19 protein-coding genes and 2 pseudogenes are annotated in these 24,036 nt (G+C 70.6%); 8 read left to right on the top strand and 13 right to left on the bottom strand.

Annotated elements, in window-relative coordinates; all coding sequences use genetic code 11:
* Positions 1–80: 80 nt before the first annotated feature.
* Positions 81–1,652, bottom strand: a complete 1,572-nt coding sequence (locus ACFU5O_RS00720) for a DUF1996 domain-containing protein (RefSeq protein WP_384236323.1) — start codon at positions 1,650–1,652, stop codon at positions 81–83.
* A gap of 313 nt (positions 1,653–1,965) precedes the next feature.
* Complete coding sequence (locus ACFU5O_RS00715) at positions 1,966–2,964, bottom strand: NAD-dependent epimerase/dehydratase family protein (protein ID WP_384234669.1); 999 nt, start codon at positions 2,962–2,964, stop codon at positions 1,966–1,968.
* Between the two features lie 114 nt (positions 2,965–3,078).
* Between ACFU5O_RS00715 and ACFU5O_RS00710 the strand changes: the two genes are divergently transcribed.
* Entirely contained in the window at positions 3,079–3,738 is a 660-nt protein-coding gene (locus tag ACFU5O_RS00710; protein ID WP_384234667.1) for a hypothetical protein, read from the top strand.
* Between the two features lie 51 nt (positions 3,739–3,789).
* Positions 3,790–5,247, top strand: coding sequence for a PepSY-associated TM helix domain-containing protein (locus ACFU5O_RS00705; RefSeq protein WP_384234665.1), 1,458 nt, complete (start codon positions 3,790–3,792; stop codon positions 5,245–5,247).
* On the opposite strand, the gene ACFU5O_RS00700 is transcribed toward ACFU5O_RS00705, so the two are convergent.
* The 4 genes from ACFU5O_RS00700 to glnII all read right to left on the bottom strand — a co-directional run bounded on the left by ACFU5O_RS00700 (position 5,229) and on the right by glnII (position 8,221).
* A complete protein-coding gene (locus ACFU5O_RS00700) occupies positions 5,229–5,849 on the bottom strand; it encodes a winged helix-turn-helix domain-containing protein (RefSeq protein ID WP_384234662.1) in 621 nt (206 codons plus the stop codon). The two genes, ACFU5O_RS00705 and ACFU5O_RS00700, sit on opposite strands and share 19 nt — an antisense overlap.
* Positions 5,850–5,948: 99 nt before the next feature.
* The gene (locus tag ACFU5O_RS00695) at positions 5,949–6,128 is read right to left on the bottom strand and encodes a hypothetical protein (protein ID WP_384234659.1); all 180 of its coding nucleotides are present in this window, start codon (positions 6,126–6,128) and stop codon (positions 5,949–5,951) included.
* 54 nt (positions 6,129–6,182) lie between these two features.
* Entirely contained in the window at positions 6,183–7,097 is a 915-nt protein-coding gene (locus tag ACFU5O_RS00690) for a DUF6891 domain-containing protein (RefSeq protein ID WP_384234656.1), read from the bottom strand.
* 83 nt (positions 7,098–7,180) lie between these two features.
* Positions 7,181–8,221 carry a glutamine synthetase gene (glnII, locus tag ACFU5O_RS00685; protein WP_384234653.1) on the bottom strand — a complete coding sequence of 347 codons (1,041 nt, stop codon included), beginning with the start codon at positions 8,219–8,221 and terminating at the stop codon, positions 7,181–7,183.
* A 536-nt stretch (positions 8,222–8,757) separates the two neighbouring features.
* On the opposite strand from glnII, the gene ACFU5O_RS00680 reads away from it, so the two are divergent.
* Positions 8,758–9,681 (top strand): Gfo/Idh/MocA family protein, encoded by a 924-nt coding sequence (locus ACFU5O_RS00680; protein ID WP_384234650.1) that lies wholly within the window; start codon positions 8,758–8,760, stop codon positions 9,679–9,681.
* 28 nt (positions 9,682–9,709) lie between these two features.
* Here ACFU5O_RS00680 and ACFU5O_RS00675 read toward each other — a convergent pair.
* From ACFU5O_RS00675 to ACFU5O_RS00665, 3 genes and pseudogenes are all read right to left on the bottom strand, one after another.
* Positions 9,710–10,042, bottom strand: a pseudogene (locus tag ACFU5O_RS00675) (hypothetical protein); the annotation flags it as partial.
* 18 nt (positions 10,043–10,060) lie between these two features.
* Positions 10,061–10,675: pseudogene (locus ACFU5O_RS00670) on the bottom strand (hypothetical protein); the annotation flags it as partial.
* 479 nt (positions 10,676–11,154) lie between these two features.
* Positions 11,155–11,514: an arsenate reductase family protein gene (locus ACFU5O_RS00665; protein WP_384234647.1), complete on the bottom strand. Its 360-nt coding sequence runs from the start codon at positions 11,512–11,514 to the stop codon at positions 11,155–11,157.
* A gap of 119 nt (positions 11,515–11,633) precedes the next feature.
* On the opposite strand from ACFU5O_RS00665, the gene ACFU5O_RS00660 reads away from it, so the two are divergent.
* A complete protein-coding gene (locus ACFU5O_RS00660; RefSeq protein WP_384234645.1) occupies positions 11,634–11,969 on the top strand; it encodes a hypothetical protein in 336 nt (111 codons plus the stop codon).
* A gap of 101 nt (positions 11,970–12,070) precedes the next feature.
* On the opposite strand, the gene ACFU5O_RS00655 is transcribed toward ACFU5O_RS00660, so the two are convergent.
* Together ACFU5O_RS00655 and ACFU5O_RS00650 are read right to left on the bottom strand one after the other, a co-directional pair.
* Positions 12,071–13,423 (bottom strand): DUF1254 domain-containing protein, encoded by a 1,353-nt coding sequence (locus ACFU5O_RS00655; protein ID WP_384234642.1) that lies wholly within the window; start codon positions 13,421–13,423, stop codon positions 12,071–12,073.
* A 384-nt stretch (positions 13,424–13,807) separates the two neighbouring features.
* On the bottom strand, positions 13,808–15,811 hold the full coding sequence (locus tag ACFU5O_RS00650; RefSeq protein WP_384234639.1) for an ABC transporter ATP-binding protein: 2,004 nt from the start codon (positions 15,809–15,811) through the stop codon (positions 13,808–13,810).
* Positions 15,812–16,026: 215 nt separating this feature from the next.
* Here ACFU5O_RS00650 and ACFU5O_RS00645 point away from each other — a divergent pair, with 215 nt between their 5' ends.
* From ACFU5O_RS00645 to ACFU5O_RS00630, 4 genes are all read left to right on the top strand, one after another.
* On the top strand, positions 16,027–17,181 hold the full coding sequence (locus ACFU5O_RS00645; protein ID WP_384234636.1) for a S1 family peptidase: 1,155 nt from the start codon (positions 16,027–16,029) through the stop codon (positions 17,179–17,181).
* Between the two features lie 352 nt (positions 17,182–17,533).
* Entirely contained in the window at positions 17,534–18,403 is an 870-nt protein-coding gene (locus tag ACFU5O_RS00640) for an arpA protein (RefSeq protein ID WP_384234634.1), read from the top strand.
* Between the two features lie 64 nt (positions 18,404–18,467).
* Entirely contained in the window at positions 18,468–19,313 is an 846-nt protein-coding gene (locus ACFU5O_RS00635; protein ID WP_384234631.1) for a class I SAM-dependent methyltransferase, read from the top strand.
* A complete protein-coding gene (locus tag ACFU5O_RS00630; protein ID WP_384234628.1) occupies positions 19,310–21,139 on the top strand; it encodes a choline/carnitine O-acyltransferase in 1,830 nt (609 codons plus the stop codon). The genes ACFU5O_RS00635 and ACFU5O_RS00630 overlap by 4 nt, the downstream gene beginning before the upstream one ends.
* Positions 21,140–21,421: 282 nt before the next feature.
* Here ACFU5O_RS00630 and ACFU5O_RS00625 read toward each other — a convergent pair whose 3' ends face one another.
* Together ACFU5O_RS00625 and glnA are read right to left on the bottom strand one after the other, a co-directional pair.
* On the bottom strand, positions 21,422–22,162 hold the full coding sequence (locus tag ACFU5O_RS00625) for a DJ-1/PfpI family protein (protein ID WP_384234625.1): 741 nt from the start codon (positions 22,160–22,162) through the stop codon (positions 21,422–21,424).
* A gap of 402 nt (positions 22,163–22,564) precedes the next feature.
* Positions 22,565–23,974 (bottom strand): type I glutamate--ammonia ligase, encoded by a 1,410-nt coding sequence (glnA, locus tag ACFU5O_RS00620; RefSeq protein ID WP_384234622.1) that lies wholly within the window; start codon positions 23,972–23,974, stop codon positions 22,565–22,567.
* Positions 23,975–24,036: the final 62 nt, after the last annotated feature.

Here is a 24,036-nt window from a genome sequence, read left to right as displayed (position 1 = left end):
CGGGCCGCCGTCGGTCGCCGGAGACGCGAAACGGCCCGCCGGGGGAACCCGGCGGGCCGCTTTCTTCGGCTCTCTCTTGGTCAGCGGCACTTACGGCCGGTGTTGATGCAGTTCACCACCTTGTTCATCAGGTTGGCGTCGAAGACGTTGATGAAGTCGCCGTGATCGGTGACCGGCTTGTGCAGCTGCTCCGGGAAGGAGTCGACGGCGAACACACTGGGGTTGTCCCCGCCGAACTGGGGCGGCGGCACGTTGTAGACGATCCGCTGGACCAGCTGCGGAATGGCCTTGAAGCCGTTCTGGCAGCGGCCGTTCTGGTCGGCGAAGGCGACATGCGTGCGGTGGTTCGCGCTGTCCGTGTTCTGACCGTCCCAGCAGCTCTGGAACTTGAAGCTACGGACCACCTTGCTGCCCTGGGGGCAGATCGGGTACTTGTCCTTCAGTTGCCGGTTCTCGAAGCCCGTGCAGCTCCAGGAGGCATTGGCGTTCGCGTTGCCGTTGACGAAGGCCTTGGCGTCACCGGTGATGATGCGAAGGAGACGCGGCATGGCCGTGACCTTGCCGACAGGGCTTCCGACGAAATTCAGCGTGACCTGCGACGGAGTCTGGATCTCTCCGACGTTCTTGTCCTTGCCGCCGCCGTCGGCCTGGACGTCACCCTCGTCCTGACCGTTCTGCACTCGCAGCACGGGCCAGTAGTAGGTCGACTTGTCGCCCTGGTTACGGCACGTGGTGTCGCCGTTCGCAAGGTCGTCGTCGCTGGCGAAGGCGTCGTTGGCCTGGTTGCCGACGTAATCGTGCATATGGTGCGCGCCGTTGCTCACACCCGGTGCGACGATGACGTTGTCCGGATTGAACTTGCCGTTCGCGTTGACACCGCAGTCGGTGGTGAAGGTGCCCCGGGAGGCGCCCCGGAGCTTGCGCGGGTTCTGGACGTTCGGCTGGACCGACTGGATGTCGACGAAGTCACCCTGGTCGGGGCCGTTGCCGGCCTGACCGCCGGCGTTCTGGCCCTGGCCCTGATCCTGGCCCTGATCCTGGCCCTGACCTTGGTCCTGGCCCTGACCTTGGTCCTGGCCTTGGTCCTGACCCTGGCCGGCGTCCTGACCCTGACCGGCGTCCTGACCCTGTCCCTGGTTCTGACCGCCGTTCTGGCCCTGGTCCTGACCACCGTTCTGGTTGTCGTCGCCGCGCAGGGTGCACGGGGCCATCGCTTCGAGGCCTTGCGGTTTGGCGGCCTGCTGCTGGAGGAGCGCCACGATCCGCTGGATGATCACCTGCCGCTCGTTTCTCAGCGGCGTGAGGATCTGCTGCTCGCCGTAGGTGCGGCTGCTCTGGACCCGCTCCCGGTTGTCGGCGAACCGCTTGTAGGCCGTGGTGATCTGGGTGTCCAGCGTGGCCAGTTCGCGGTCGACGGATCCACGTACCCCCTGGGGCACCTGCGGGATTTCGTTGCCGACATCCGGGCAGTCGATCGTCGAGGCCGTCTGCCAGGCGTTCTTGGTCTGGGCGGGAGTCTGGGCCGTCCACCCTTCTCCTGCGGATGCGTAGTAATTGACCGCTACCAGCCCACCCCCGCCCAGAATGAGGGCAGCCGAGGCGGCGATCGCTCGGTTTGCCAGCGTTGAGCGTTTGCGTGATGTGCGTCCCATGGAACTCCAATCCCGGGGGGGCGTAGCGCCGTTCCATACGGGCACCGTCCGCACCGTGTTCAGCCGTCGTCGGAATTCGTAGAATTCTCCATCGGCAAAACGGGCGGACCGCGTGAGACCGTGCAAGATCGCGTGAGATCGTGCGAGAACGGCAATCGCGCGCTCGGGATGGGGCAGTTCGACAGGCTCCTGCCGGATCATGCCCGGCCGCGGCACGAGGTAACCGGGCCTTTTCGCGGAGCCCGGCACCTCGTATCGCCCGGACCGGCTGGACCGGCCGGAGGGGCCGGAGGGGCCGGGCCCGACGTGTCTGTCAGGAGTTGGGAAGCAGCGCCTTCTCCTGCTCGCGGGAGAGGCCCGCAGGGCTGCGGACCGCGCGCAGCGGGGGTTCGCCGTCGAGGGAGCGGAGCCATGCCCAGGTGTCCGCGACCGTCTCCGCCGCGGGGCGGCAACTCAGGCCCGCCGCGAGCGCCTTGGACACGTCCGCCTGGTGCATCGCGTCGTGCCCCTCGCCACGCGGGATCCAGATCGGCAGGTCCGTCCAGGGCTCGACCCCGGCGGCGGCGATCGTCTCCTCGTCCAACCAGCGCAGTTCCGCGTCCGCGCCGGTCACCCGGACGCATTCCTCCAGCAGTTCGCCCATGGTCGTGTGCCCGGGCGGACCGACCATGTTGTAGGCGCCGGCCAGTCCCTGCTCGGACGCGTGGAGGATCCACTCCGCCATGTCGCGTACGTCGATGTACTGCAGCGGCAGATCGTGCGGCCCCGGCGCGGGAACCGGACCACCCCGGGCCACCCGGTTCAGCCACCACGGCAGCCGGCCCACGTTCTCCCAGGGGCCGAGGATCAGGCCGGCCCTCACGAGCAGCGAGCGCTCCTCGCCGAAGGCCTCGACGGCGGCCAGCTCGCCGCCCAACTTGTCGCGGGCGTAGTCGGTGGCGGCGGCACCGGGCTGCGCGCCCTCCACGAGGGCGCCGTTCTCGTCCAGCCTCGCGCCCGCCGGCCACGCGTACACGGAGCGGCTGGACACATACGCATAGCGCCCCGCGCGCTGCGCGAGCAGCCGCGCGGCCTCCTGTACCGCGGAGGGCGCCGACGACCAGGTGTCGACGACGAGATCCCAGTCGCCGTCCGCTTCCGCGAGTGCCTTCAGCCCGCCGGGCGCCTCCCGGTCGCCGTGCAGAACGGACACGCCCTCCGGCGCCTTGTGCTGCCCACGATGAAAGACCGTCACCTGCCAGTCGCGCGCGAGCGCCGTGTCCACGACCGCCCGGCCCACGAATTCGGTCCCGCCCAGAATCAGAAGCTTCATGATCATGACTCTGCCTTCCCCGGGGCCGTGATGTCGTACTTTCCGCTGCTGGGGAAATCGGATTGTGCGGCCGTCTGCCGCCCCCGGCGCACGGGATGGCACCATGTTCCGGACATGACGGATGCCCGGTCGCCGATGCGCGCCCTGCGAGCCGCACTCTTCGCGGCGATATGCGCGGTGTTGGCCGCTGTGGGGCATTCCTCCCTGTCCGGGCATGATCTCCCGGCCGTCGTGGTCGTCCTCGCCTTCGCCGTGAGCGGGGCCGCGGCCTGGCTCGCGGGGACGAGGCGCAGGGGAGCGCTGTGCATCGGCACAGGACTCCTCACCGTCCAGGGCGCGCTGCATCTGCTGTTCGCGGGCGCCGATTCCCACACCGCACCGCCCCACGATGCCGACGGCCACCCCATGGGCACGGGCGCAATGGCGGCCGACCCCATGGGGCCCGAGGCCATGGAAGCGGGTGTCACTGCCGGCTCGGTCCACACCATCGGCATGCTGGCCGCGCATGTCCTCGGGGCCGTGCTGTGTGCGCTCTGGCTCGCGCACGGCGAAGCGGCCTTCTTCCGGCTCGCCCGCACGATCGGCACCCTCGCGTTCGCACCACTGCGACTGCTGCTCACGGCGGTACGGGTGCCGGAACCGCTCCCGCGCCCGGTGCGCCCCCGTCCGCACACCCGGCGCCTCCACGGCGCGGTCCTCACGCACGCACTGTCGCGCCGAGGGCCCCCAAGGCTGTCCTTCCCCCGCGCCACGGCCCCCGGAGCGAACGTCTGACCCGGGGACCGCCCCTCCCCATGTCAACGTGCATCAACACCTAGGACAGCCATGGCCATTGACGATTCCGTCAAGCCGGACGAGCCGGCGACCGGTTCGGGAACCGACTCCGGGCCCACCTCCACCTCCACCTCCACGTGGAGCGCGCTGCGCCCGCTCGTGCTGCGCATCCACTTCTACGCGGGCGTGCTCGTCGCCCCGCTCCTTCTCCTCGCCGCTGCCAGCGGACTGCTCTACGCGCTCTCCCTGCCGGCGGAGAAGGTCCTCTACAGCCACGAACTGACCACCGACTCCGGCGGCAGCACCATCCCGCTCGACACCCAGGTCGCCGCGGCCCGCGAGGCTCACCCGCAGGGCACGGTGTCCGCCGTGTGGCCCTCGTACGAGGACGGCGCCACCACCCGGGTCCTGATGGAGAGCCCCGAGGTCGCAGAGGAGAAGAACCTCACCGTCTTCGTCGACCCCTACACCGGGAAGGTGCGCGGACAGCTGGAGACCTCCGGCGACGCACTGCCGATCCGCACCTGGCTCTCGGGACTCCACTCCAACCTCCAGCTGGGGGAGACCGGCCGGATCTACAGCGAGATGGCCGCCAGCTGGATGTGGGTCGTCGCCCTCGGCGGCCTGCTGCTCTGGATCGGGCGCAGGCGGGCGGCCCGCAAGGCGCTGTTCCTGCCCGACCGCGCCGCGACCGGCCGCCGCAGGACCCTTTCCTGGCACGGTTCCGTCGGCCTGTGGGCCGTCGTCGGTCTCGTCGTGCTCTCCGCCACCGGTCTGACCTGGTCGACGTACGCCGGCGCGAACATCGACAAGATCCAGTCCCAGCTCGGCGGGGCCACTCCGTCCGTCACCGCCACGCTCGGCGGCGGTGAGCAGGGCGGTGGCCACGAGGGCCACGGCGGCGGCCACGGCAGCCCCAAGCCCGCCACCGGCCCGGACGTCGGCCTCGACAAGGTCGTCGAGGCGGCCCGCGCCAAGGGCGTCGACGACCAGATCCAGATCACCCTGCCCGCCGAGGGCGAGGGGTACGTGGTCAAGGAGCGCGACCGGCAGTTCCCTGTGCATCTCGACTCGGTGGCCGTCGACCCGGCCGACGGACGGGTCATGGACACCCTGAGGTTCGAGGACCATCCGCTGCTCGCCAAGCTGACCCGCTTCGGCATCGACGTCCACATGGGCTACCTCTTCGGTCTGCTCAATCAGCTCGCCCTCGCCGCCCTCGCGGTCGCGCTGATCCTCCTCGTCGTCTGGGGCTACCGCATGTGGTGGCTGCGCAGGCCGACGAAGGAACGCAGGCTGAGCGCCGGCCGGCCGATGCCACGCGGCGCCTGGCGCAAGGTGCCGGTCACCGCGCTGATGCCGCTGATGGCGGGGACGGTTCTGGTGGGCTGGTTCGTCCCTCTGCTGGGCATCAGCCTGCTCGTGTTCCTGGTCGCCGACATCGCCCTGGGCCTCGTGGCGCGGACCAGGGCCGGCTCCCGGGCGTCATCTCACGGGGCGTACTTGTAGCCGACCCGCCGCACGGTCTGGATCGTGTGGCGGTGCTCGGCGCCCAGCTTGCGGCGCAGCCGCGCCACATGGACGTCGACGGTGCGCCCGTCGCCCACGTGCCCGTAGCCCCACACCGTTGTCACCAACTGGTCGCGGGTGTGCACCCGGTGCGGGTGCCCCACCAGATGGGCGAGCAGCTCGAACTCGAGGTAGGTGAGATCGAGCGCCCGTCCGTCGACCTGGGCGGTCCGCCGGGACGAGTCGATCGTCACCGGCCCCGCGCCGTCCCCGCCCGGACCCTCGCCCTCCGCAGGGGACTCCTGGGGCAGGCCCGGTACGGAAGGGGCGAGCCGGGGCGGCTGCTGGTCCGCCGGAACGAGGACCAGGTATCCGACCATCGGCGGACGGCCCGGCAGGGTGGGCAGCGTGTGCTGGGGCGCGGGCAGCCAAGTGGCGCCCGGCGGGAGGAAGTCCGCGACGTGCACCACCTCGTCCGGGTCGACGGCCCGCAGCCGGTGCCTGTTCGGGCCGGTGACCGCGGGGGACGCGCTGGTGGTCGAGGTTGCGGCGCTCGCGGTGTTCCTGGCGGTCGCAGCGGAGAAGGATCGGGTGTTCGCCATGAGAGGTCAGCTCTTTCGCGCGGAGGAGTCGTCGGTGGTGACGGACGTTCGTCCTGCGCGTCGGCCGAAGGCCTGGGACCCCGGAAGGGGCGAGGGGCTTTAGAGGGCCGACGCGTTCCTCGCGCGGCAACACACCCGGTCGAAGTCGTGGTGCTGACGGGAAGGCCAGAACGGCTCGAGGTCGCTGCGACCTGTCGCGATGTTCCGAAGGCTGGCCATTGCCCCATTCAAGCAGATGAGGGGCCCTGGCAGCAGACCCCTCTCACAGGGCGGACGCATACTTGGCGTGATCTTGACGGCTCCTGGCGAACTCCGCCGCCCACCGGCGCCGTCTCACCCCACCAGGCGCTTGCGCCAGTCCAGGGACGTCACCGTGATGGCCTGACCGGGATCACCGTCCCACTCCGTGGCCAGTTCCACATCGGCGAGCGCCGCCACGACCTCCCGCCCGATGACCGCCGTGGTCTCGGCCGAGCCGTCGAACCCGCCGTACAGCAACATCAGTCCGTGCCCCGCCGCCGCCGAATCCGTGCACTGCATATGGAAGTAGACGAAGCCGCGGGCGTCGGGCGACCCGGCCGCGCCGATCTCGGATAGGCCGCAGCTGCGGCAGCAGGTGAAGTTCTCCCGGGCCGTGATGCCGCGGGCCTCCAGTGCGTCGAAGGCGCGGGTGATCCGCTCCGGGTCCGTCTCGCCCTCCCAGCCGCCCTGCTCGGCCACCCTCTCCAGCCACAGCCGGTCGACCAGCTGTCGCGCCTGCTCCGGCGAGACCGGTCGGTGGTCCCCGTCGACGAGATACTCCTCCGCCGTCTCGGCCAGTTGTCCGCGCGTGCCGTAGCCGCCGATCAGCAACTCGCGCACCCGCTCCTCGAGCTGCTCGCGATCACCGGGGTCGAGCTCGGGCGCGGGTTCCGGCGCAGGCCCCATGTCCAGCAGGGTCCAGTCCAGGGCGGCGTCCCAGCCGGCTTCGAGCCGCGCCCAGCCCAGCATCGCCTCCACCACGGCGTCCGGGGTGTCGAGCCGCACCTGGAAATGCCGGTCGTGCCCGCCGTCACGGTGCTCGAGCGTGTAGTCGCCGCCCGTCTCGTGCCACACCTGGATGAAGACATCGGGCAGGTCCGGTATCCGCTGGACCACGAGGAACTTGTCGCCCGCCGCACCGATCCTGTGCACGAGCTCGCGGAGCTGATCCGCCGTCGCCCGCGCATGCCTCTGCCAGTTCTCTGTCTTCACGGTGATCGCAAGCATGCGCATCACGATGACAGAGCCCTCTGACAGCGAAGGGGGGCGCCCCCGGTTCCGGCGGGCGCCCCCACGAGCGGTCGTGCGGATCAGACCTGGCCGGCCTTCTCCAGCGCGGTGCAGCAGGTGTCGACGATCAGGCGCGTCACCATGTACGGGTCCACGTTGGCGTTCGGACGGCGGTCCTCGATGTAGCCCTTGCCGTCCTTCTCGACCTGCCACGGGATACGGACCGACGCGCCGCGGTTCGAGACGCCGTACGAGTACTCGTTCCACGGAGCCGTCTCGTGCAGGCCGGTCAGCCGGTCGTCGATGCCCGCACCGTAGTTCTTGACGTGGTCGAGCGGCTTGGAGCCCTCACCGAGCGACTCGCACGCGGTGATGATGGCGGCGTAGCCCTCAGGTCCTTCGCGCATCGCCTTCGTCGAGAAGTTGGTGTGCGCCCCCGCGCCGTTCCAGTCGCCCTTCACCGGCTTGGGGTCGAGCGTCGCGGAGACGTTGAAGTCCTCGGCGGTGCGGTAGAGCAGCCAGCGGGCGATCCACAGCTGGTCGGCGACCTCCAGCGGCGCCAGCGGACCGACCTGGAACTCCCACTGGCCCGGCATGACCTCGGCGTTGATGCCGGAGATGCCCAGACCGGCCTGCAGGCAGTTCTCCAGGTGGGCCTCGACGACGTCACGACCGTGGATCTCGTCGGCGCCGACACCGCAGTAGTAGCCGCCCTGCGGAGCGGGGAAGCCACCGACCGGGAAGCCGAGCGGACGGTCGCCGTCGAAGAACGTGTACTCCTGCTCGATACCGAAGATCGGCTCCTGGTCCGCGAACTTCCCGGCGACCTCGACCAGCTGCGCGCGCGTGTTGGACGGGTGCGGGGTCATGTCCGTGTTCAGGACCTCGCACAGGACCAGTACGTTGTCGCCGCCGCGGATCGGGTCCGGACAGGTGAAGACCGGCTTCAGCACGCAGTCGGAGGCGTGGCCCTCGGCCTGGTTGGTGCTGGACCCGTCGAAGCCCCAGATGGGAAGGTCCGCGACGTCGGCGGCGGAGTCCGTCAGTATCTTCGTCTTCGAGCGAAGCTTCGCGGTCGGCTCGGTGCCGTCGATCCAGATGTACTCAGCCTTGAAGGTCACGGGGCCTCATCCTTTGCGGGTGCAGCGGGGTATGAGGCGCAGCTTCGCAACAGGGGATTTCCCGTCGGTTGCCCGGTTGTGAACCCCGTGTTACTCGGGTTTCCTTCGCTTGTCGTGATCTTCGGGAGACGGCGTGGGCGTCGAGCAGCGAACCGGATCCGGCATTCCGGATGCGCCGGACGAGCTCGTCGCAACTGCTCCCCGGCGCCTCCGTGGTGCGTTCCAGGCGCCGGCCGCCGTACGCCGAAACCGTCCGTGTCGTATACGGGGTTGCGCTGCACCCGGGTCCGGCGGTCCGGGACCTCTCCCGATGCCCGGTCCGCCTCCGGGGCGGCGTGCACGGGCGGTCGATCGTGTTCGGCGCCTCGTGCCTTGGGACCTCCGCGCGTCGTCCCTTTCGGCAGGGGCGCGTACTTCCGGCTCACGCGGCACCTCGCCCGCAGGCCCCGGGCCGGCGCCGTCGCGTACACCGGCCGGTGGTCGACCAGTACGTACTCGTGCGGAGAACTCTTCGGCCCGGGTGCACACTGGGCCGCATGACGAAGCTGCGCATCGGACTTCTCGGCACGGGCCCCTGGGCGGAGCGCACCCAGGCACCGGCGCTCGCCGCGCACCCGGATGTCGTCCTCTGCGGGGTGTGGGGGCGGCGCCCGGAGGCGGCGTCCGCGCTGGCCGCCGCCCACGGCGTCACCGCGTACGAGGACGTGGACGCCCTCATCGCGGCGAGCGACGCCGTCGCGTTCGCCCTGCCGCCCGACGTCCAGGCGCCGCTCGCGGCACGGGCGGCCGCCGCCGGACGCCACCTGCTGCTGGACAAGCCGGTGGCCACGACGGTCGCAGGCGCACACGAGGTCGTGGCGGCGGCCGAGGACACGGGCGTCGCGTCCGTCGTCTTCTGCACGCTGCGCTTCGCCCGGGAGACGGGCCCCTGGATCGCCGAACAGGCCGCGGCGGGGGGCTGGTTCACGGCCCGTGCGCAGTGGCTGGGCTCGCTCTACGCGGCGGGTTCGGCGAGCCCCTACGCGGCCTCGCCGTGGCGGCGTGAGAAGGGCGGACTGTGGGACGTGGGCCCGCACACGCTGTCCGTCGTGCTGCCGGTGCTCGGGGACGTCACGAGGATGACGGCGTTGCGCGGTCCGGGCGACACCGTGCATCTCGCGCTGCGGCACGCCTCCGGCGCGTCGAGCACCGCGACGCTGAGCCTGAGCGCGCCACCGGAGGCGTCCGGTACGAGCATCGAGTTCTACGGCGAGCGGGGGCGGGTGGGCATGCCGTCGTGGAGCGACGCGGTCGGCTCGTTCCGTTCGGCGGTCGACGCGCTGCTGGACTCGGTGCGTACCGGGGAAGCGCACGCGTGCGACGCACGGTTCGGGCTGCGGATCACGGAGATCCTCGCGGAGGCGGAGTCCCTGGCCGGAACGGACTCACCGGCGGACGTGGCGGAGGGGCGGCTGTCGTAGCCGCCCCTCCCTCACCCGGTCGCCCGGATCAGCCGACGCGCTCGATACGCGCCTTGCGGATCAGGAACTTGCCGGGCTCGCGTACCTGCTCGAACGCGGCGTTGTTGAGCAGGGCGCAGCTGCCGGAGGTCGAAGTGACCTCGACGGTGGTGGACTTGTTGTTGTCGAGGTTGGTCACCTTCAGCTTGGTGCCGATGGGGAACTGGCCGCTGGAGGCGGCCGGCGCGCCGGCCTCGCCGGAGAGGGTCACGGTCGAACCGGCACAGACGACCTCGCCGACGGCACCGCCCTGGTCACCGCCGTTTCCGGCACCGCCCGCGGGGGGCTGCTCGGCCGGCGGCGCCTGGTCGGCGGGGGGTGCCTGCTCGGCCGGCTGCCCGCCGACGCGCTCGATGCGCGCCTTGCGGATGAGGTTCTTGCCGGGTTCGCGTACCTGCTCGAACGCGGCGTTGTTGAGCAGGGCGCAGCTGCCGGAGGTCGAAGTGACCTCGACGGTGGTGGACTTGTTGTTGTCGAGGTTGGTCACCTTCAGCTTGGTGCCGATGGGGAACTGGTTGCTGGAGGCGGCCGGGGCGCCGGCCTCGCCGGAGAGGGTCACGGTCGAACCGGCGCAGACGACCTCGCCGGCCGCCTCACCGCCGCCCGCAGGGGGCTGTCCTGCCGCCGGGTCCTGGGCGGCCGGTGGCTGGGCCGGAGCCGCTGCCTGGTCTCCGCCGCCCGCGCCCTCCTCGCAGCCCGCCGCCTTCTGCTGGACGTTGATCTGCTTGATCACGGCTTCGCGGTTGGCGATCCGTGCTTCCGACTGGGCGTCGGGATTGGCCCGTTGACCGGCGATGAAGTTCTCGTTGTTCCGAATCGCCTGGGCGAGTCCGTCGCAGGCCACAGAGGCCTGACTTGTCCCGGTCATGACAATCGCGGTACCGCCTACCAGCGCCGCGGCGCTGACGAGCAGGGCGATCTTCTTCTTGCCGGTGAGGGTCTTCTTGCGGGACACGTCTGAGCTCCTGTCCCCGGCCGTGAACGGCGGCCGGATCGGTTCCGTGTGCCGTTACGTACGAGTAGGCCCGCGGCCGTGCTCAACCGTCTCAGGGTCACTTCCTTAACTGAGACTTAAGTTTTCGCAGGTGGGGGCCTACCTGGGGATTTATGGCAGGGCGAACGAAGTGCGCCGGGCGCCTCGGTGAACGGGCCCGCGGCGTCGGCCTCGCTCCTCGCGCACCGGGTCGTGCGGGCCGAGCCGCCGGGGCGGCCGACCGGCTCGTCGTGCCGGGGAGCCGGGCCCGAGGGCGGCGCCGGGACGGTCACGCACCACACACGTGTGCCGCCCGCGCCTGAGGTGACGCCCGGCCCGACCGCCGGTCACCCGGCGGCCGAAGGGCACGGCTCGGGGACGTCTCAGCGGCCCGCGCCTGAGGTGACGCCCGGCCCGACCGCCGGTCACCCGGCGGCCGAAGGGCACGGCTCGGGGACGTCTCAGCGGCCCATCGCGTCCCGGACCGCCTCGTCCGTGCGTGCCACCACCGCCGTGCCGTCCTCGGCCGTGATGATCGGACGCTGGATCAGCTTCGGGTGTTCCGCCAGCGCTGCGATCCAACGGTCGCGTGAGGCCTCGTCGCGCGGCCAGTCCTTCACACCGAGCTCTTTCGCGACCGCCTCCTGGGTGCGCGTGATGTCCCACGGCTCGAGTCCGAGCCGCCCGAGCACCTCGCGGATCTCGTCCGGGGTGGGCACCTCCTCCAGGTAGCGGCGGACGGTGTACGAAGCGCCCTCCTCGTCCAGAAGGTGCAGTGCGCTGCGGCACTTCGAGCACGCAGGATTGATCCAGATCTCCATCCCGCCACAGTACTCCCACCCGCCCCTCAAACACCCTCTGGCCAGCAGCGATTGTCAGTGGTCGGCGGTAAAATCGAACTAGTTCGTGAGGGTCCAACCACCGCGCCAGGAGGTCGCCGATGGCCGTTGCCGCAATCACGACGATGCCGCAGCAGAAGCAGAGGTCGAAGCAGGGTCCGAAGTCCGTGCCGGGGCCGGCGAAGGCGCCGGCGAAGGCGCCGGCGAAACTGAAGAAGCGTCCACTGCCCGCCGGTCTTCCGCGCGAGTGGTACGAGTCGCACAACCGCCGGCTCAAGGCCATGCGTCTCGCCATCGCCCTGCTCGACACGGGCATCTACCACCCCGCCAACGCCAGCAACCGGCGGATACGTACGACCGCCGAGCGCATCGGCATCCACCCGCCGTCCGACACCACGTGCAGCATGGTGCGATCGCTCATCCACTGCGCCGACTGACACCGCGAGCACCACAGGCGCCGGAGACGTGAGAGACGCCGGCGGCCTCCACGCACCGCGGGGGCCGGGCCCGGGGCCACCCCGGTCCCGGGCCGACGGCATCATCCACCGGGCGGCTGCCGCGGTTCGATCCGCGGCAGCCGGTAACTCCCGTCCAGTACGACGTCCTTGGGCTGGTAGAGGCGGGCGATCGGCCGGAAGTCGCCGGGCGGGGCGGGCAGCCAGTTCGCGGCCCGCCCCGCTTCCTCCGGCCGTTCATGCTGGATCCAGACCGTGAGGGAGCCGTCGTCGGCGTGGACGAGACCGGGGGTGCGATCGCCGATCGAGTACCGCCCGAGTGGATTGGGCACCAACTGGTGCTCCTGTGCGTCGTACATCGTCACCGACCAGAACGCATCGACCGGCGGCGGCTGTTCGAAACGCAGGGTGTACTCCTTCGAGCCGTTGAGCCGCTCGCCCCTGGAGTCCGTGGAGACATCCGCGTACACGGACTCGTAGCCGTGGACGCCCCACAGCCTGTGCCGCGCCGCCACGGCCCGAACGAGATACGACTCCTCCCGGTCGGCCACCTTCCACTGCGGGGAGTCCAGCGTGCCGGCCCCGAAGTGGTCAAGGTTGTAGTCGCAGGCGTGCGGATCGAGCTGCCACTCCCCGGCCGCGGATTCCCGGGGCCGGGCCGCCTCCTCGACCAGCGCACGGCCCTCGGCGAGCCCGTCCTCGAGCGCCATCGCGAGCCCGGGATCGGGATCCGCATAGGGCGATGGCCCCTCCTCCAGTAGCCCGAGCGGCTGGAACCGTTCCTGGTACGCGGCGTCCGCGGCCGCCGGCGGGAAGTCGGCCAGCCACACCCGCAGTTTCTCGAAGAACCCGAGTGATTCCTCGACCCCCGGTTCCGGCGTCGGCAGCCCCGTCCGGTGCACCTCCGCGTCCAGCCGCTCGATCGTGAGCCTTTCCTGAAGGGCCCTGACCCGAGGCAGGTCCGCGGGCCCGTCGCAGGCCCACCGCCCGACGACCGACACCACGGCGGTCGGTGCGTCGATGACCCCGCGCACTCCTTCCGGCTCCCTGCCTGCCCAGCCGGGCGGCGCGATCAGCCACCGGCCCTCCTCGGTGCCGGTCGCGCGGGTGCCGACGTACGCGAAGCTGTTGGTCCAGGCATCCACGAACTGCAGCACGTAGTACGCCCCGTCCGCGTTCGGCACATGCAGCACCAGCGGGCCGCCGGAGAGGTCGAGCTGGGCGACCGAGGGCACGATGTCGTTGTTGACCGAGGGGAAGCCGTCATGGGGCTCCGCGAGCTTCCTTACGTGCGCGAAGGTGTTGAACGGCGCGGGCGGCAGTGCCCGGAGGCCTTCGTCGACGCATGCCCCGGCGACCGTGAACTCGTACACCAGCGGATACCCGTACACGTACGCCTCGGCGGCGAGTGCACCCGTCACCGTCTCATCGGTCATCGAGCAGCCCTTCCGGACAGGGGCCTATGCCCCATTTGAGCGATTGATCCGCATCCGGAGTCTAGGGCCTCTCGTTCGGGTCTTGCCTGGTTCGCGCGCCCTGGCGCCGTATCTCGCTGCGTTGTCGTCGGTCGCCGACGTCCCCCGGCGGCCGCTGGGAGGTGCCCCGCCGGGATCGCCGCCGTCGGGCCCGCGCGTACGCCACGAAGGCGACCCTGGGACACGAACGGGGCGCCCCCGGCCCGGGCCGTCCGGACGGACGGCCCGCCCGGAGCCGCCCGCACGAGCAGACCGTGTCGAGGCCGGAGGTCCCGGTCCGCCCGGACGGGACCTCCGGCCTCCCCACCGGGCGGCGGCGCTCGCACGCCGGCCCGCACGTCCGCGTTACGTGCTGCCGTCGCGCGGCGCCGGGACGCCCCGGTCGTTCTGCAGCTGCCACAGCTCCTGGAACAACCCCGGGGCCTGCACGAGTTCGTCGAAGGTGCCCTGCTGGATCACTCGACCGTGGTCGAGCACGACGATCCGGTCCGCGACGGCCACGTTCGCGAGACGGTGGGTCACCAGGACGACGGCACGGTCCTGGGCGATCTTCCGGAGGCCGGTGAAGATACGGTGCTCCGCGCGCGGATCGAGTGCGCTGGTCGGTTCGTCCATGACGAGAAGCCCGGCGGGGCGGTGGAAGGCACGGGCGATGGCGATGCGCTGCCACTGGCCGCCGGACAGTTCGACGCCGCCGAACCACTCGCGGGCGAGGAGCGTGTCGAGGCCGCTGCGCAGCCCGTCCACGACCTCGGCGGCGCCGGACCGCTCGGCCGCGCGGGTCACGGCCTCGTCGCCGCCGTGGGGCTGGCCGAGGGTGATGTTCTCCCGGGCCGACATGGGCCAGCGGGCGAAGTCCTGGGGGACGACGGCGGTACCGGACCACAGGGCGTACGCGTCGAGGTCGCGGGTGTCCCTGCCGTCCCAGGACACCCGGCCCTCGCCCGGCAGATAGAGGCCGGAGAGGAGCTTGCTGAGCGTGGTCTTGCCCGACCCGTTCTCGCCGACCAGGGCGAGGACCTCCCCGCGGCGCACTTCGAGACTGACCTTCTCCAGGGCGGGGGCGTCGGACGCCGGGTAGGTGAAGGTGACCGCCTCCGCCCTGACGGTCGCCGGGGGCGGGGGCGCGACGGCTCCCCGGCTGATGCGGTGCCCCCCGGCCTCCTGGGTGAACTCGACCCAGTCGTCGAAGTAGAGGCCCGTACGGAACAGGCGGGTGCCGTAGCCGACGATGCCCTGGAGCGATGTACCGACCGTACGGAGCGCGAAGACGGCCGTACCCGCAGAGGCGACCGACATCCGGCCGGTCGCGAGCAGCAGTCCGAGGGAGACCCAGAGCAGACCGGAGGCGACACCCCCGGCGAGCGCGCCGACGACCGCGTACCGAGCGCCACGGTGCACGGCCTTGTCCGTGGCGGCGTCGACCCGCGCGCCGATGGAGCGGTAGCGGCCGAGCAGGAAGTCGGCCATCGTGCCGGACCTGAGCTGGTCGGCCGTGAGCTTGTCGGCGATGTACCAGCGCAGATGCGAGAGGGTACGGCGCTCGGCGGCCATGGCGCGGCTGGTCTCGTAGTGCACCCGGGCGCCCTTCATGCTGGCGATCCCCTGCGGGAGCACCGCGAGCGCGAGCAGCGGCAGCAGCACGGGGTGCAGCACGGTGATGACCCCGGCCGCCGCGACGACCGATGCCACGCACGCCATGACCTGCTGCGACTCGGTGATCAGATCCTGAGCCACCTCGGCGCCGCGATCGGCGTTCTCCCACTTGTCGTTGAAGCCGGGGTTGTCGTACGCGATCAGCTCCGTGTGCACGGCGGCGTCGAGCATCTCCAGCTCGGCCTCGCGTGAGATCCGTGGCGAGAGCCGGCTGGAGATACTCGTGACGGCGATCGCGAGCAGCGCACGGAGCCCGGCCGCCACCGCGAGCAGGGAGATGGCGGGGAGGGCGCCGACCAGCCGTTCCTTGATGTCGCCCGAGGAGATGAGGGCGGTGATGGTCTGTGTCGTGGCGATCAGCCCGAAGGCCTCAAGGGCCGCGGACAGCGCCTGACAGGTCAGCAGTGCCGCCACGGCCCTGCGGTCGATGCGCCAGGCGAGCGCGAGCGCCCGGCGCACCAACTGGGGGAGCCTTCGGGCCATCTCCCATGTGGTGACGGGTCGCCGCTCGACGGTGGCCGTACGGGACGAGCGGTAGCGGAATTCCTCGGCGGACAGGGGAGGAGGGGTGGGATTCGCGGTCGGCGCGGTGGGTTCGGTGGGCTGCGCGGGTTCGGTGGGCGCGGTGCCCTCGACGGGCTGCGCGGGTTCGGTGGGTTCTGCGGTCGGCCTGCTGGTGTCCTCGGCAGTCAACTCGGCCCCTTCCGGACGCTGTTCGGGCAGGTCAGCGTGCAGCTACGAGTATCCGTACGCGCCGTGAACGGATCCACACCACCCGATCGTGTCCCGGCACGGGCGGCGGATTCCGGCTCTGGGCAGCGGCCGAGGGAGCCCCTACGCTACTGAGAGCGCTCTCAGTACCTGATGTTCCACCCCCACGACACGGAACAACAGAAGGGATCACCGCCATGAGACGCGGAACGACCCGCTTACGCACCGCTCTCCCCGCCCTCTGCGCACTGCTCCTGCTCGCTGCCGGGGGCGGCGCCGTGTTCACCCCGTCCGCCGCAGCGGCCCAGAAGCCCGAACTCCCGGCGTCGGCCGGACTGGTCTCCGCCATGCAGAAGGATCTCGGCCTCACCGAGGATCAGGCGCGTGAGCGCCTCGCCCAGGAAAAGGCGGCGTTCGCCGTCCAGGGCAAGGCGGAGCGCGCGGCCGGCAGCGCGTTCGCCGGGACCTGGTTCGACGCGGACAGCGGAAAGCTGACCGTCGCCGTGACCAGCCGTCAGAAAGCGGACGCCGTACGGGCGACCGGGGCCGCCACCCGCATCGTCACCCACACCGCCGCGCGGCTCGACGCCGTGAAGCGGCGCATCGACCGTCAGGCGGCCCCTGCCGGTGTGAGCAGCTGGCACGTCGACCCCGTGTCCAACCGCGTCGTCATCAGAGTCGTCGCCGACCGGAGCGCCGACACCGAGGTCAGGGCCTTCGTCGACCGGGCCCGGCGCACCGGTCCCGTACACGTCGAAACCGCGAGCCAGGCCCCGGCCACCTACGCCGCGGGTGTCGTGGGCGGCGATCCGTACTACACCGGCAACGTCCGCTGCTCCATAGGCTTCTCGGTGTACGGCGGCTTCGTCACGGCCGGCCACTGCGGCGGGCCCGGAAGCTTCGTCCGCGGCTGGGACGGCTCCGACATGGGCTGGTTCCAGGGCTCGTCCTTCCCGGGCAACGACTACGCCTGGGTGAGCACGGGCTACGGCTGGTGGACCGTCCCTGTCGTCCTCGGCTGGGGCGCCACCCCCGACCGGCTCGTGCGCGGCTCCTGGGAGGCCCCGGTCGGTACGTCGATCTGCCGGTCGGGCTCGACGACCCACTGGCACTGCGGCACGGTGCTGGGCCGCAACGAGACCGTCCACTATGCCCAGGGCGATGTGTACGAGATGGTCAGGACGGACGTCTGCGCAGAGGGCGGCGACTCGGGCGGCTCGTTCATCAGCGGCGACCAGGCCCAGGGTGTGACCTCGGGCGGCTGGGGCAACTGCGGCTCCGGCGGCAACACCTGGTTCCAGCCGGTCAACGAGATCCTGGGCCGCTACGGGCTCACGCTCCACACGGCTTGACCTCTGCGCACGGCTTGACCTCTGCGCACGACCCGACCTCGCACCCGGTCCTACACCCCCACCCGCCTGACCCCGCGCACGGCCTGCCTCCTCGGCCCCGCGCATCGGCGGAAGCCGCGTCCGCGCACACCGCGGGCGCGGCTTCCGTTTCTGCCGGATCCGGCCCGCACGGCGCGAGTGAGCCGCTGTGAGTAAACAGTGCGCCTGGTCACAGACAACCCGGCGACGCTCGTGGGAGCTTCAACTGTGTTATTTCTCGGTTGAGTTGTGGAAGATCCGAGAGTGGCGGCCGGACGGCGGGGCGGAGCGCGTCGACGGCCGGACCGGTCTGCCCGCACGTGGAGAGGATCGAATGAGCGCTCTGGAAGCCATGACGCTCGACCAGGTGGTCGACACCGACCTGTACCCCCTGTCGGAGCCGGAGAGCGCCGAAGGGCAGGCCGTGCTCTCCCGCGCGCGGCACGAACTGCTGACCGTCGGCTGCACCGTACTGCCGGACTTCATCCGGCCCTCGCTCCGCGATGTCCTGCAGGAGGAATGCTCGGCCATCGCCCCCGGGGCGCACTTCGACGTGGAGACGGTCAACGTCTACAACATCGCCGTCGATGCGGACCTCCCCGAGGAACACCCCGGGAGGAAGACATTCCGGCGGGGCAACGCGTTCGTCGCGCGGGACCGCATCCCCGCGGACTCCCTGATCAGCCGGCTCTACGCCGACGACGTGTTCCAGCGCTTCATCGCCCGCTGCTTCGGGCTGCCGCAGCTGTACGAACTGGCCGACCCGCTCTCCGGGCTGGTCCTCAACGTCGTCGCCCCCGGCATGGAGCACCCCTGGCACTTCGACACCAACGAGTTCACGGTGAGCATGCTCACCCGGGGGGCCCGGCTCGGCGGCGACTTCGAGTACTGCCCGAACATCAGATCCGCGCACGACGAGAACTTCGGCGACGTCCGGGACGTGCTGGAGGGCCGGGGCGGGCGGTTGATCCGGCGGCTCCCGCTGCACCCGGGTGATCTGCAGCTTTTCAAAGGCCGCTACTCCCTGCACCGGGTGAGCCCCGTCCGGGGCGACGCCGCGCGCCACTCGGCGATATTCGCGTACAGCGAGCGCCCCGGCGTCATCGGGAGCGTGGCACGGACCCGGCAGCTCTTCGGCCGGGTGCTGCCCGAGCACCTGGCGGCCGAGGGCCGGGCCGTCAGAGGTGACCGGCTGCTGGACTAGCGCGCGGGGAGGGCGTGCAGCGTAGACCGTTTCCCACTCTGCGATCCACGGAGGAGCAACCCCTGTGCGTTTCGACGCGACCGGAAAAGTCTCGCTCGACGACATCTACACGCAGCCCGATCCGCGTACGTACTTCAACGTGCTGCGCCCGCTCGGCTACTGCGTCCCGCAGCAGGCCAAGCCCTACTTCGCGAAGCTCGTCAAGGAGTACCGGGAAGCCCGGCACATCGCCGAGCCGACCGTGCTGGACATCGGCTGCTCGTACGGGATCAACGCCGCGCTCGTGAAGTACGACACCACCATGGACGAGCTGTACGCGCGCTACGTGGACCAGGCGCGCGAGGGGGACAGCCGCGCCGACCTGCTGACCCGTGACCGGGAGCTGTCCCGGTCACGGCGGCCCGCGCAGCCCATCCGCTTCGTCGGTCTGGACGCCTCCGGCAGCGCCTTGTCGTACGCGCTCGAGGCCGGGTTCCTGGACGACGCGGTTCACGCCGACCTGGAGAACCACGAGCCCACGGCCCGGCAGCGGGACCAGCTCTCCGGGACCGACCTGGTGATCTCGACGGGCTGCCTCGGTTACGTCACCGAGCGGACGCTGACACGGGTCGTACAGGCCCAGGGCGGACGTCGGCCGTGGATGGCGCACTTCGTGCTGCGGATGTTCCCGTTCGACCCCATCGAGCGCGCGCTGGACGGGCTGGGGTACGAGACGGTCCGCGTCGACGAGGTGTTCAGACAGCGACGGTTCGCCTCCCCGGAGGAACAGACCCTCGTACTCGGCAACATGGCCGCGGCCGGAGTGGATGCGCGGGGCCTGGAAGCGGAAGGCTGGCTCTACGCACAGCTCCACCTTTCCCGTCCGTGTGACACCGCAGATCCCAACGATCCGAATCGAGAACAGAATTGAATGACAGTCAGGGTGCGGCAGGCGGCACGACCTTCTCCCGGGAGGACAGCCTGCCGCGCGTCCCGCTGCCGACGCTGGAGGCGAGCTGCGAGCGGTTCCTCGCCTGGTGCGCGCCGCTGCTGACCGCCGAAGAGCGGGCGGCGACCGAGGCGGAGGTCGCCGCGTTCCTCCGGCCCGGCGGCCCGGGGCGGGTTCTCCACGCGGCACTGGAGGAGTACGACGCCACGGAAGGCGTCCAGAGCTGGCTCGACACGTTCTGGCCGTACCGTTACCTGGGCCGCCGGGACCGGATCGCCCTCAACGCCAACTTCTTCTTCCTGTTCCAGGACTCGGGCCAGGCACAGGTGGAACGGGCGGCAGGGCTGATCGCCGGCGCCCTCGACTACAAGCGGCAGCTCGACCGGGAACTCATCGCGCCGGTGGTGCAGCGCGGAGTGCCGCAGTCGATGGTGCAGAACAAGTTCCTGTTCTCCACCACCCGGATCCCCGGGGCGCAGCAGGACACCGTCCGCGCCCCCTACAGCACGGAACGGCCCGGTCCCTCCACGGCACGGCACATCGTGGTGTTCTTCAGGGGCTCCATGTTCCGGATGGACGTGCTCGGTGCGGACGGCGTCCCACACAGCCTGGACGACCTCGAAGCGGGCCTGCGCGCCGTCATGAAGGCCGGGGCCGAACCGGCCGGCGTGGACACCTCGGTGGGTCATCTCACCACCATGGCCCGCGCGGAGTGGGCTGCGGCCAGGGAAGCCCTGCTCGCCTGCCATCCGCGCAACGCGGACGCGCTGGACGACGTCGAGACCGCGCTCTTCTGCGTCTGCCTGGAGGACTTCGCGCCCGAGGACGTCCAGGGCGCCTGCGACCAGCTGCTCCACGGCGACCGAGGCAACCGCTGGTTCGACAAGGCGGTGTCCCTGATCGTGTTCGCCGACGGCAGGGCGGGCATCAACGTCGAGCACTGCGAGCTGGACGGGACCACCATCCTCAGTTTCACGGACGCGCTGCTCAGCACCCCGGCCGAGGAGCACTCCCGTCGCTCCGGAGCCCGCTCCCAGGGACTGCCGGTGCTGGAGCCGATCGCGTTCGAGCTGGACGACGCGCTACGGGCCCAGGTGCGCGCCGCGGCCGACGCGTTCGCCGCGTACGGGGAGGCCACGGCGACCACCACCGTGTCGTTCGCGGACTTCGGCAGCAGCACGGCCAAGGCGCTGGGGGTGTCGCCGGACGCGTTCGTCCAGGTGGCGTACCAGCTCGCCCATCAGCGCGCCAAGGGGCACCTGGGTGCCACGTACGAATCCATCGCCACCCGGCAGTACCGCAACGGGCGGACCGAGGCGATGCGCGTGGTCACGCCCGAGATGCAGCGGTTCGTGGCGGCGATGGAGAACCCCTCGGCGAACACGGCCACCCGACGCGCCGCCTTCCAGGCCGCCGCCGGGGCCCACGTGGCCCGCGCCAAGGAATGCCAGGCCGGTCAGGCGCCCGAGCAGCACCTGTGGGAGCTCGAGCTCATCCAGCGGCGGCGCGGGACGGAACTGGGCGTGACAGAACAGCCCGCGCTGTACCGGACGCCCGGCTGGCTGAGGATGCGGGACGACTATCTGAGCACCAGCTCCGCGCCGTCCGACAACATCCAGTACTTCGGTTTCGGTTCGACCAGCAGCCGCTGCATCGGAGTGGCCTACGTGCTGCTGTCCGAACGCTTCAACGTCTACCTGAGCACTCCGCTGACGGTGGCCGACCAGATGCGCGTCTTCGCCGACCGCCTCCGGGAGGCCGTCGCGGAACTGCGCGAGCTGCTGGCGTCGGAGCGGCCCGTGGACTGAACCGGTCGTCCGCCCGCCGGACCGCAGGGCACTGTGGTCCGGCTGGCGCTCACGATTGCGGCCTGCGTGATCCTCGGCGGCGGCAGACGGGCATGCCGCCCAAGCACCTGATCGCGAACGATCCGCACCGGGCGATGTGTCCGACAAGGATGGCGAAGACTCAGGCGGCCGACCATGCTGGGCGGGATCTTCCGCGGCCGGGCCGGGCGGCTCAGCCACCGGCCCGGCCCGGACTCCCTCAAAGCGGCCGACCAGCGGCCTTCGTCCGCACGGAGCGCAGAGCTACGCCGATGAGGACGCCTGCCAGACGGTTCCACGCGCTTCGTACTCCAGCATGGTTTCCACGCCTGTCGCGGCGTCCGCCCCGAGTTCGCGTCTGACGAGCCAGAGGCCCAACTCCAGCCCTGAGGTGATGCCGCCGGCGGTGACGAGGTCACCGTCGTCGACCACGCGGGCGTTCTTGATGACACCGCCCTGTTCTTCGAGGTACGCCTTGGCACCGTGGTGAGTGGTGCAGGGGCGCCCCTTGGTCAGGCCGGCCGCGGACAGCAGCACCGCCCCGGTGCAGAGCGAGCTGATCGTCAGCCCCTTGCGGGCGGCTGCGGCGAGTGCCCGGGGGAGGACGCCGCTGCCGATCTCCGCCCAGATGCCGGGGCCGTTGCGGCGGGTGTAGCCGCCGCCGGGCACCACGATCAGATCTGCTTCTTCCGGAGCCCAGCGATGTCCTACCTGAAGCTGTGTGCCGTAAGCGGCGCGTATCAGTCTGGGCCGTCCTGTGGTGACGTACCGGACCGTGACCCCGTTCGAACCGTGCATGGCAGCAGCTGAGAAGACCTCGTAGGGGGCGATGCAGTCCAACTCCTCGACCCCGTCGAACATCACGATGTCAACGCGCAGCGGCCCCGTCCGTCGCGGCGCGGCAGCCGCTGCCCCGGTGCCCAAGGCCGTGGCCGTCAGCGTCCCTGCCCCGAGAGTTGCCGCGCCCGCGGCTGTGGTCCGGCGAAGAAATTGCCTGCGTTCCAACGGTCTTCCTCCGTGTCTGTCCGGGTCGGCCGTGCCGGGGCAGTGATGTGGCGTGTGTGCGCAGCACGGGTGTGCCGTGCGCACACCGTCCTGTGCGGTCGTCGCGGCTGTCCCGGAGCGGCTGGTGACGCCCACGATCCCTGCCGTGGGTGAGCCTCTGAACCGAAAGGCGATCGGCGAACTGCCCACGAAGCAGTAGTCGTTCGGGGTGACGATCGAGTTCCCGCACTGTTCGGCAGGCGCGGGCGGCGGACGCAACCGGCCCGCGGACGACCAGCGACTGCCTGCCGGTACGTTCGCGAAGCACGAAGGCCGTCGGCCGCGCCACCCGAGGGGGAGGCAGCGGCCGACGGCCCACAGACGGCCCAGGCGAGCGGAAACCCGCTCTGACCTGGGGTCTTCCTAGATGTCGAAGTACAGCTCGAACTCGTGCGGGTGCGGACGCAGCTGGATCGGCGCGATCTCGTTGGTCCGCTTGTAGTCGATCCACGTCTCGATCAGGTCGGACGTGAAGACGCCGCCCGCCTGCAGGTACTCGTTGTCCGCCTCGAGGGCCTCGAGGACCGCCGGGAGGGAGGTCGGGACCTGCGGGACGCCCGCGTGCTCCTCGGGGGCGAGCTCGTAGAGGTCCTTGTCGATCGGCTCGGCCGGCTCGATCTTGTTCTTGACGCCGTCGAGGCCCGCGAGGAGCAGCGCCGAGAACGCCAGGTACGGGTTCGAGGACGGGTCCGGGGCGCGGAACTCGACGCGCTTGGCCTTCGGGTTCGAGCCCGTGATCGGGATACGCATCGCGGCCGAGCGGTTGCGCTGCGAGTACACCAGGTTGACCGGCGCCTCGAAGCCCGGGACCAGGCGGTGGTACGAGTTCACCGTCGGGTTCGTGAAGGCCAGCAGCGACGGGGCGTGCTTCAGGATGCCGCCGATGTAGTAGCGGGCGGTGTCAGAGAGGCCCGCGTAGCCCTGCTCGTCGTAGAAGAGCGGCGAGCCGCCCTGCCACAGCGACTGGTGCACGTGCATGCCGGAGCCGTTGTCACCGAAGATCGGCTTGGGCATGAAGGTCGCCGTCTTGCCGTTGCGCCAGGCGACGTTCTTCACGATGTACTTGAAGAGCATCAGGTCGTCGGCCGCGGCGAGCAGCGTGTTGAACTTGTAGTTGATCTCGGCCTGGCCCGCGGTGCCGACCTCGTGGTGCTGGCGCTCGACCTGGAGGCCGACGTTCTCCAGCTCCAGGGAGATCTCGGCGCGCAGGTCGGCGAAGTGGTCGACCGGCGGGGCCGGGAAGTAGCCGCCCTTGTAGCGGACCTTGTAGCCGCGGTTGTCCTCGAGCGCACCCGTGTTCCAGGCGCCGGCCTCCGAGTCGATGTGGTAGAAGCCCTCGTTCGCACTGGTCTGGAAGCGCACGCTGTCGAAGACGTAGAACTCGGCCTCGGGACCGAAGTACGCGGTGTCCGCGATGCCGGTGGAGGCGAGGTAGGCCTCGGCCTTCTTGGCGATGTTCCGCGGGTCGCGGCTGTACTGCTCGCCGGTGATCGGGTCGTGGATGAAGAAGTTGATGTTCAGGGTCTTGTCACGGCGGAACGGGTCCAGGCGCGCCGTCGACAGGTCCGCGCGCAGCGCCATGTCGGACTCGTGGATCGCCTGGAAGCCGCGGATCGACGAGCCGTCGAAGGCGAGCTCATCAGACGGGTCGAACGCCGTGGCCGGAATCGTGAAGTGCTGCATCACACCCGGAAGGTCACAGAACCGGACGTCGATCATCTTCACGTCGTTGTCCGCGATGTACTTCTTGGCTTCGTCGGCGTTCTTGAACATCCAACTCCTCCTACTCCCACCCGGGGAGGGGCGGGGTTGTCACTCGGTCGTGCGGCCAGTGC

It is taken from the genome of Streptomyces sp. NPDC057445, from assembly GCF_042802855.1.
Lineage (GTDB): Bacteria > Actinomycetota > Actinomycetes > Streptomycetales > Streptomycetaceae > Streptomyces.
This window is presented reverse-complemented; position numbering and strand designations above follow the sequence as displayed.

Excerpts from the sequence above, each read along its gene's own strand:
- ACFU5O_RS00720 (WP_384236323.1), bottom strand. The coding sequence starts at position 1,652 with ATGGGACGCACATCACGCAAACGCTCAACGCTGGCAAACCGAGCGATC.
- ACFU5O_RS00665 (WP_384234647.1), bottom strand. The coding sequence starts at position 11,514 with ATGGAGATCTGGATCAATCCTGCGTGCTCGAAGTGCCGCAGCGCACTG.
- ACFU5O_RS00690 (WP_384234656.1), bottom strand. The coding sequence starts at position 7,097 with ATGCTTGCGATCACCGTGAAGACAGAGAACTGGCAGAGGCATGCGCGG.
- ACFU5O_RS00640 (WP_384234634.1), top strand. The coding sequence starts at position 17,534 with ATGAGCGCTCTGGAAGCCATGACGCTCGACCAGGTGGTCGACACCGAC.
- ACFU5O_RS00660 (WP_384234645.1), top strand. The coding sequence starts at position 11,634 with ATGGCCGTTGCCGCAATCACGACGATGCCGCAGCAGAAGCAGAGGTCG.
- ACFU5O_RS00705 (WP_384234665.1), top strand. The coding sequence starts at position 3,790 with ATGGCCATTGACGATTCCGTCAAGCCGGACGAGCCGGCGACCGGTTCG.
- ACFU5O_RS00655 (WP_384234642.1), bottom strand. The coding sequence starts at position 13,423 with ATGACCGATGAGACGGTGACGGGTGCACTCGCCGCCGAGGCGTACGTG.
- ACFU5O_RS00715 (WP_384234669.1), bottom strand. The coding sequence starts at position 2,964 with ATGAAGCTTCTGATTCTGGGCGGGACCGAATTCGTGGGCCGGGCGGTC.
- glnA (WP_384234622.1), bottom strand. The coding sequence starts at position 23,974 with ATGTTCAAGAACGCCGACGAAGCCAAGAAGTACATCGCGGACAACGAC.
- ACFU5O_RS00700 (WP_384234662.1), bottom strand. The coding sequence starts at position 5,849 with ATGGCGAACACCCGATCCTTCTCCGCTGCGACCGCCAGGAACACCGCG.
- ACFU5O_RS00645 (WP_384234636.1), top strand. The coding sequence starts at position 16,027 with ATGAGACGCGGAACGACCCGCTTACGCACCGCTCTCCCCGCCCTCTGC.
- ACFU5O_RS00710 (WP_384234667.1), top strand. The coding sequence starts at position 3,079 with ATGACGGATGCCCGGTCGCCGATGCGCGCCCTGCGAGCCGCACTCTTC.
- ACFU5O_RS00680 (WP_384234650.1), top strand. The coding sequence starts at position 8,758 with ATGACGAAGCTGCGCATCGGACTTCTCGGCACGGGCCCCTGGGCGGAG.
- ACFU5O_RS00695 (WP_384234659.1), bottom strand. The coding sequence starts at position 6,128 with ATGCGTCCGCCCTGTGAGAGGGGTCTGCTGCCAGGGCCCCTCATCTGC.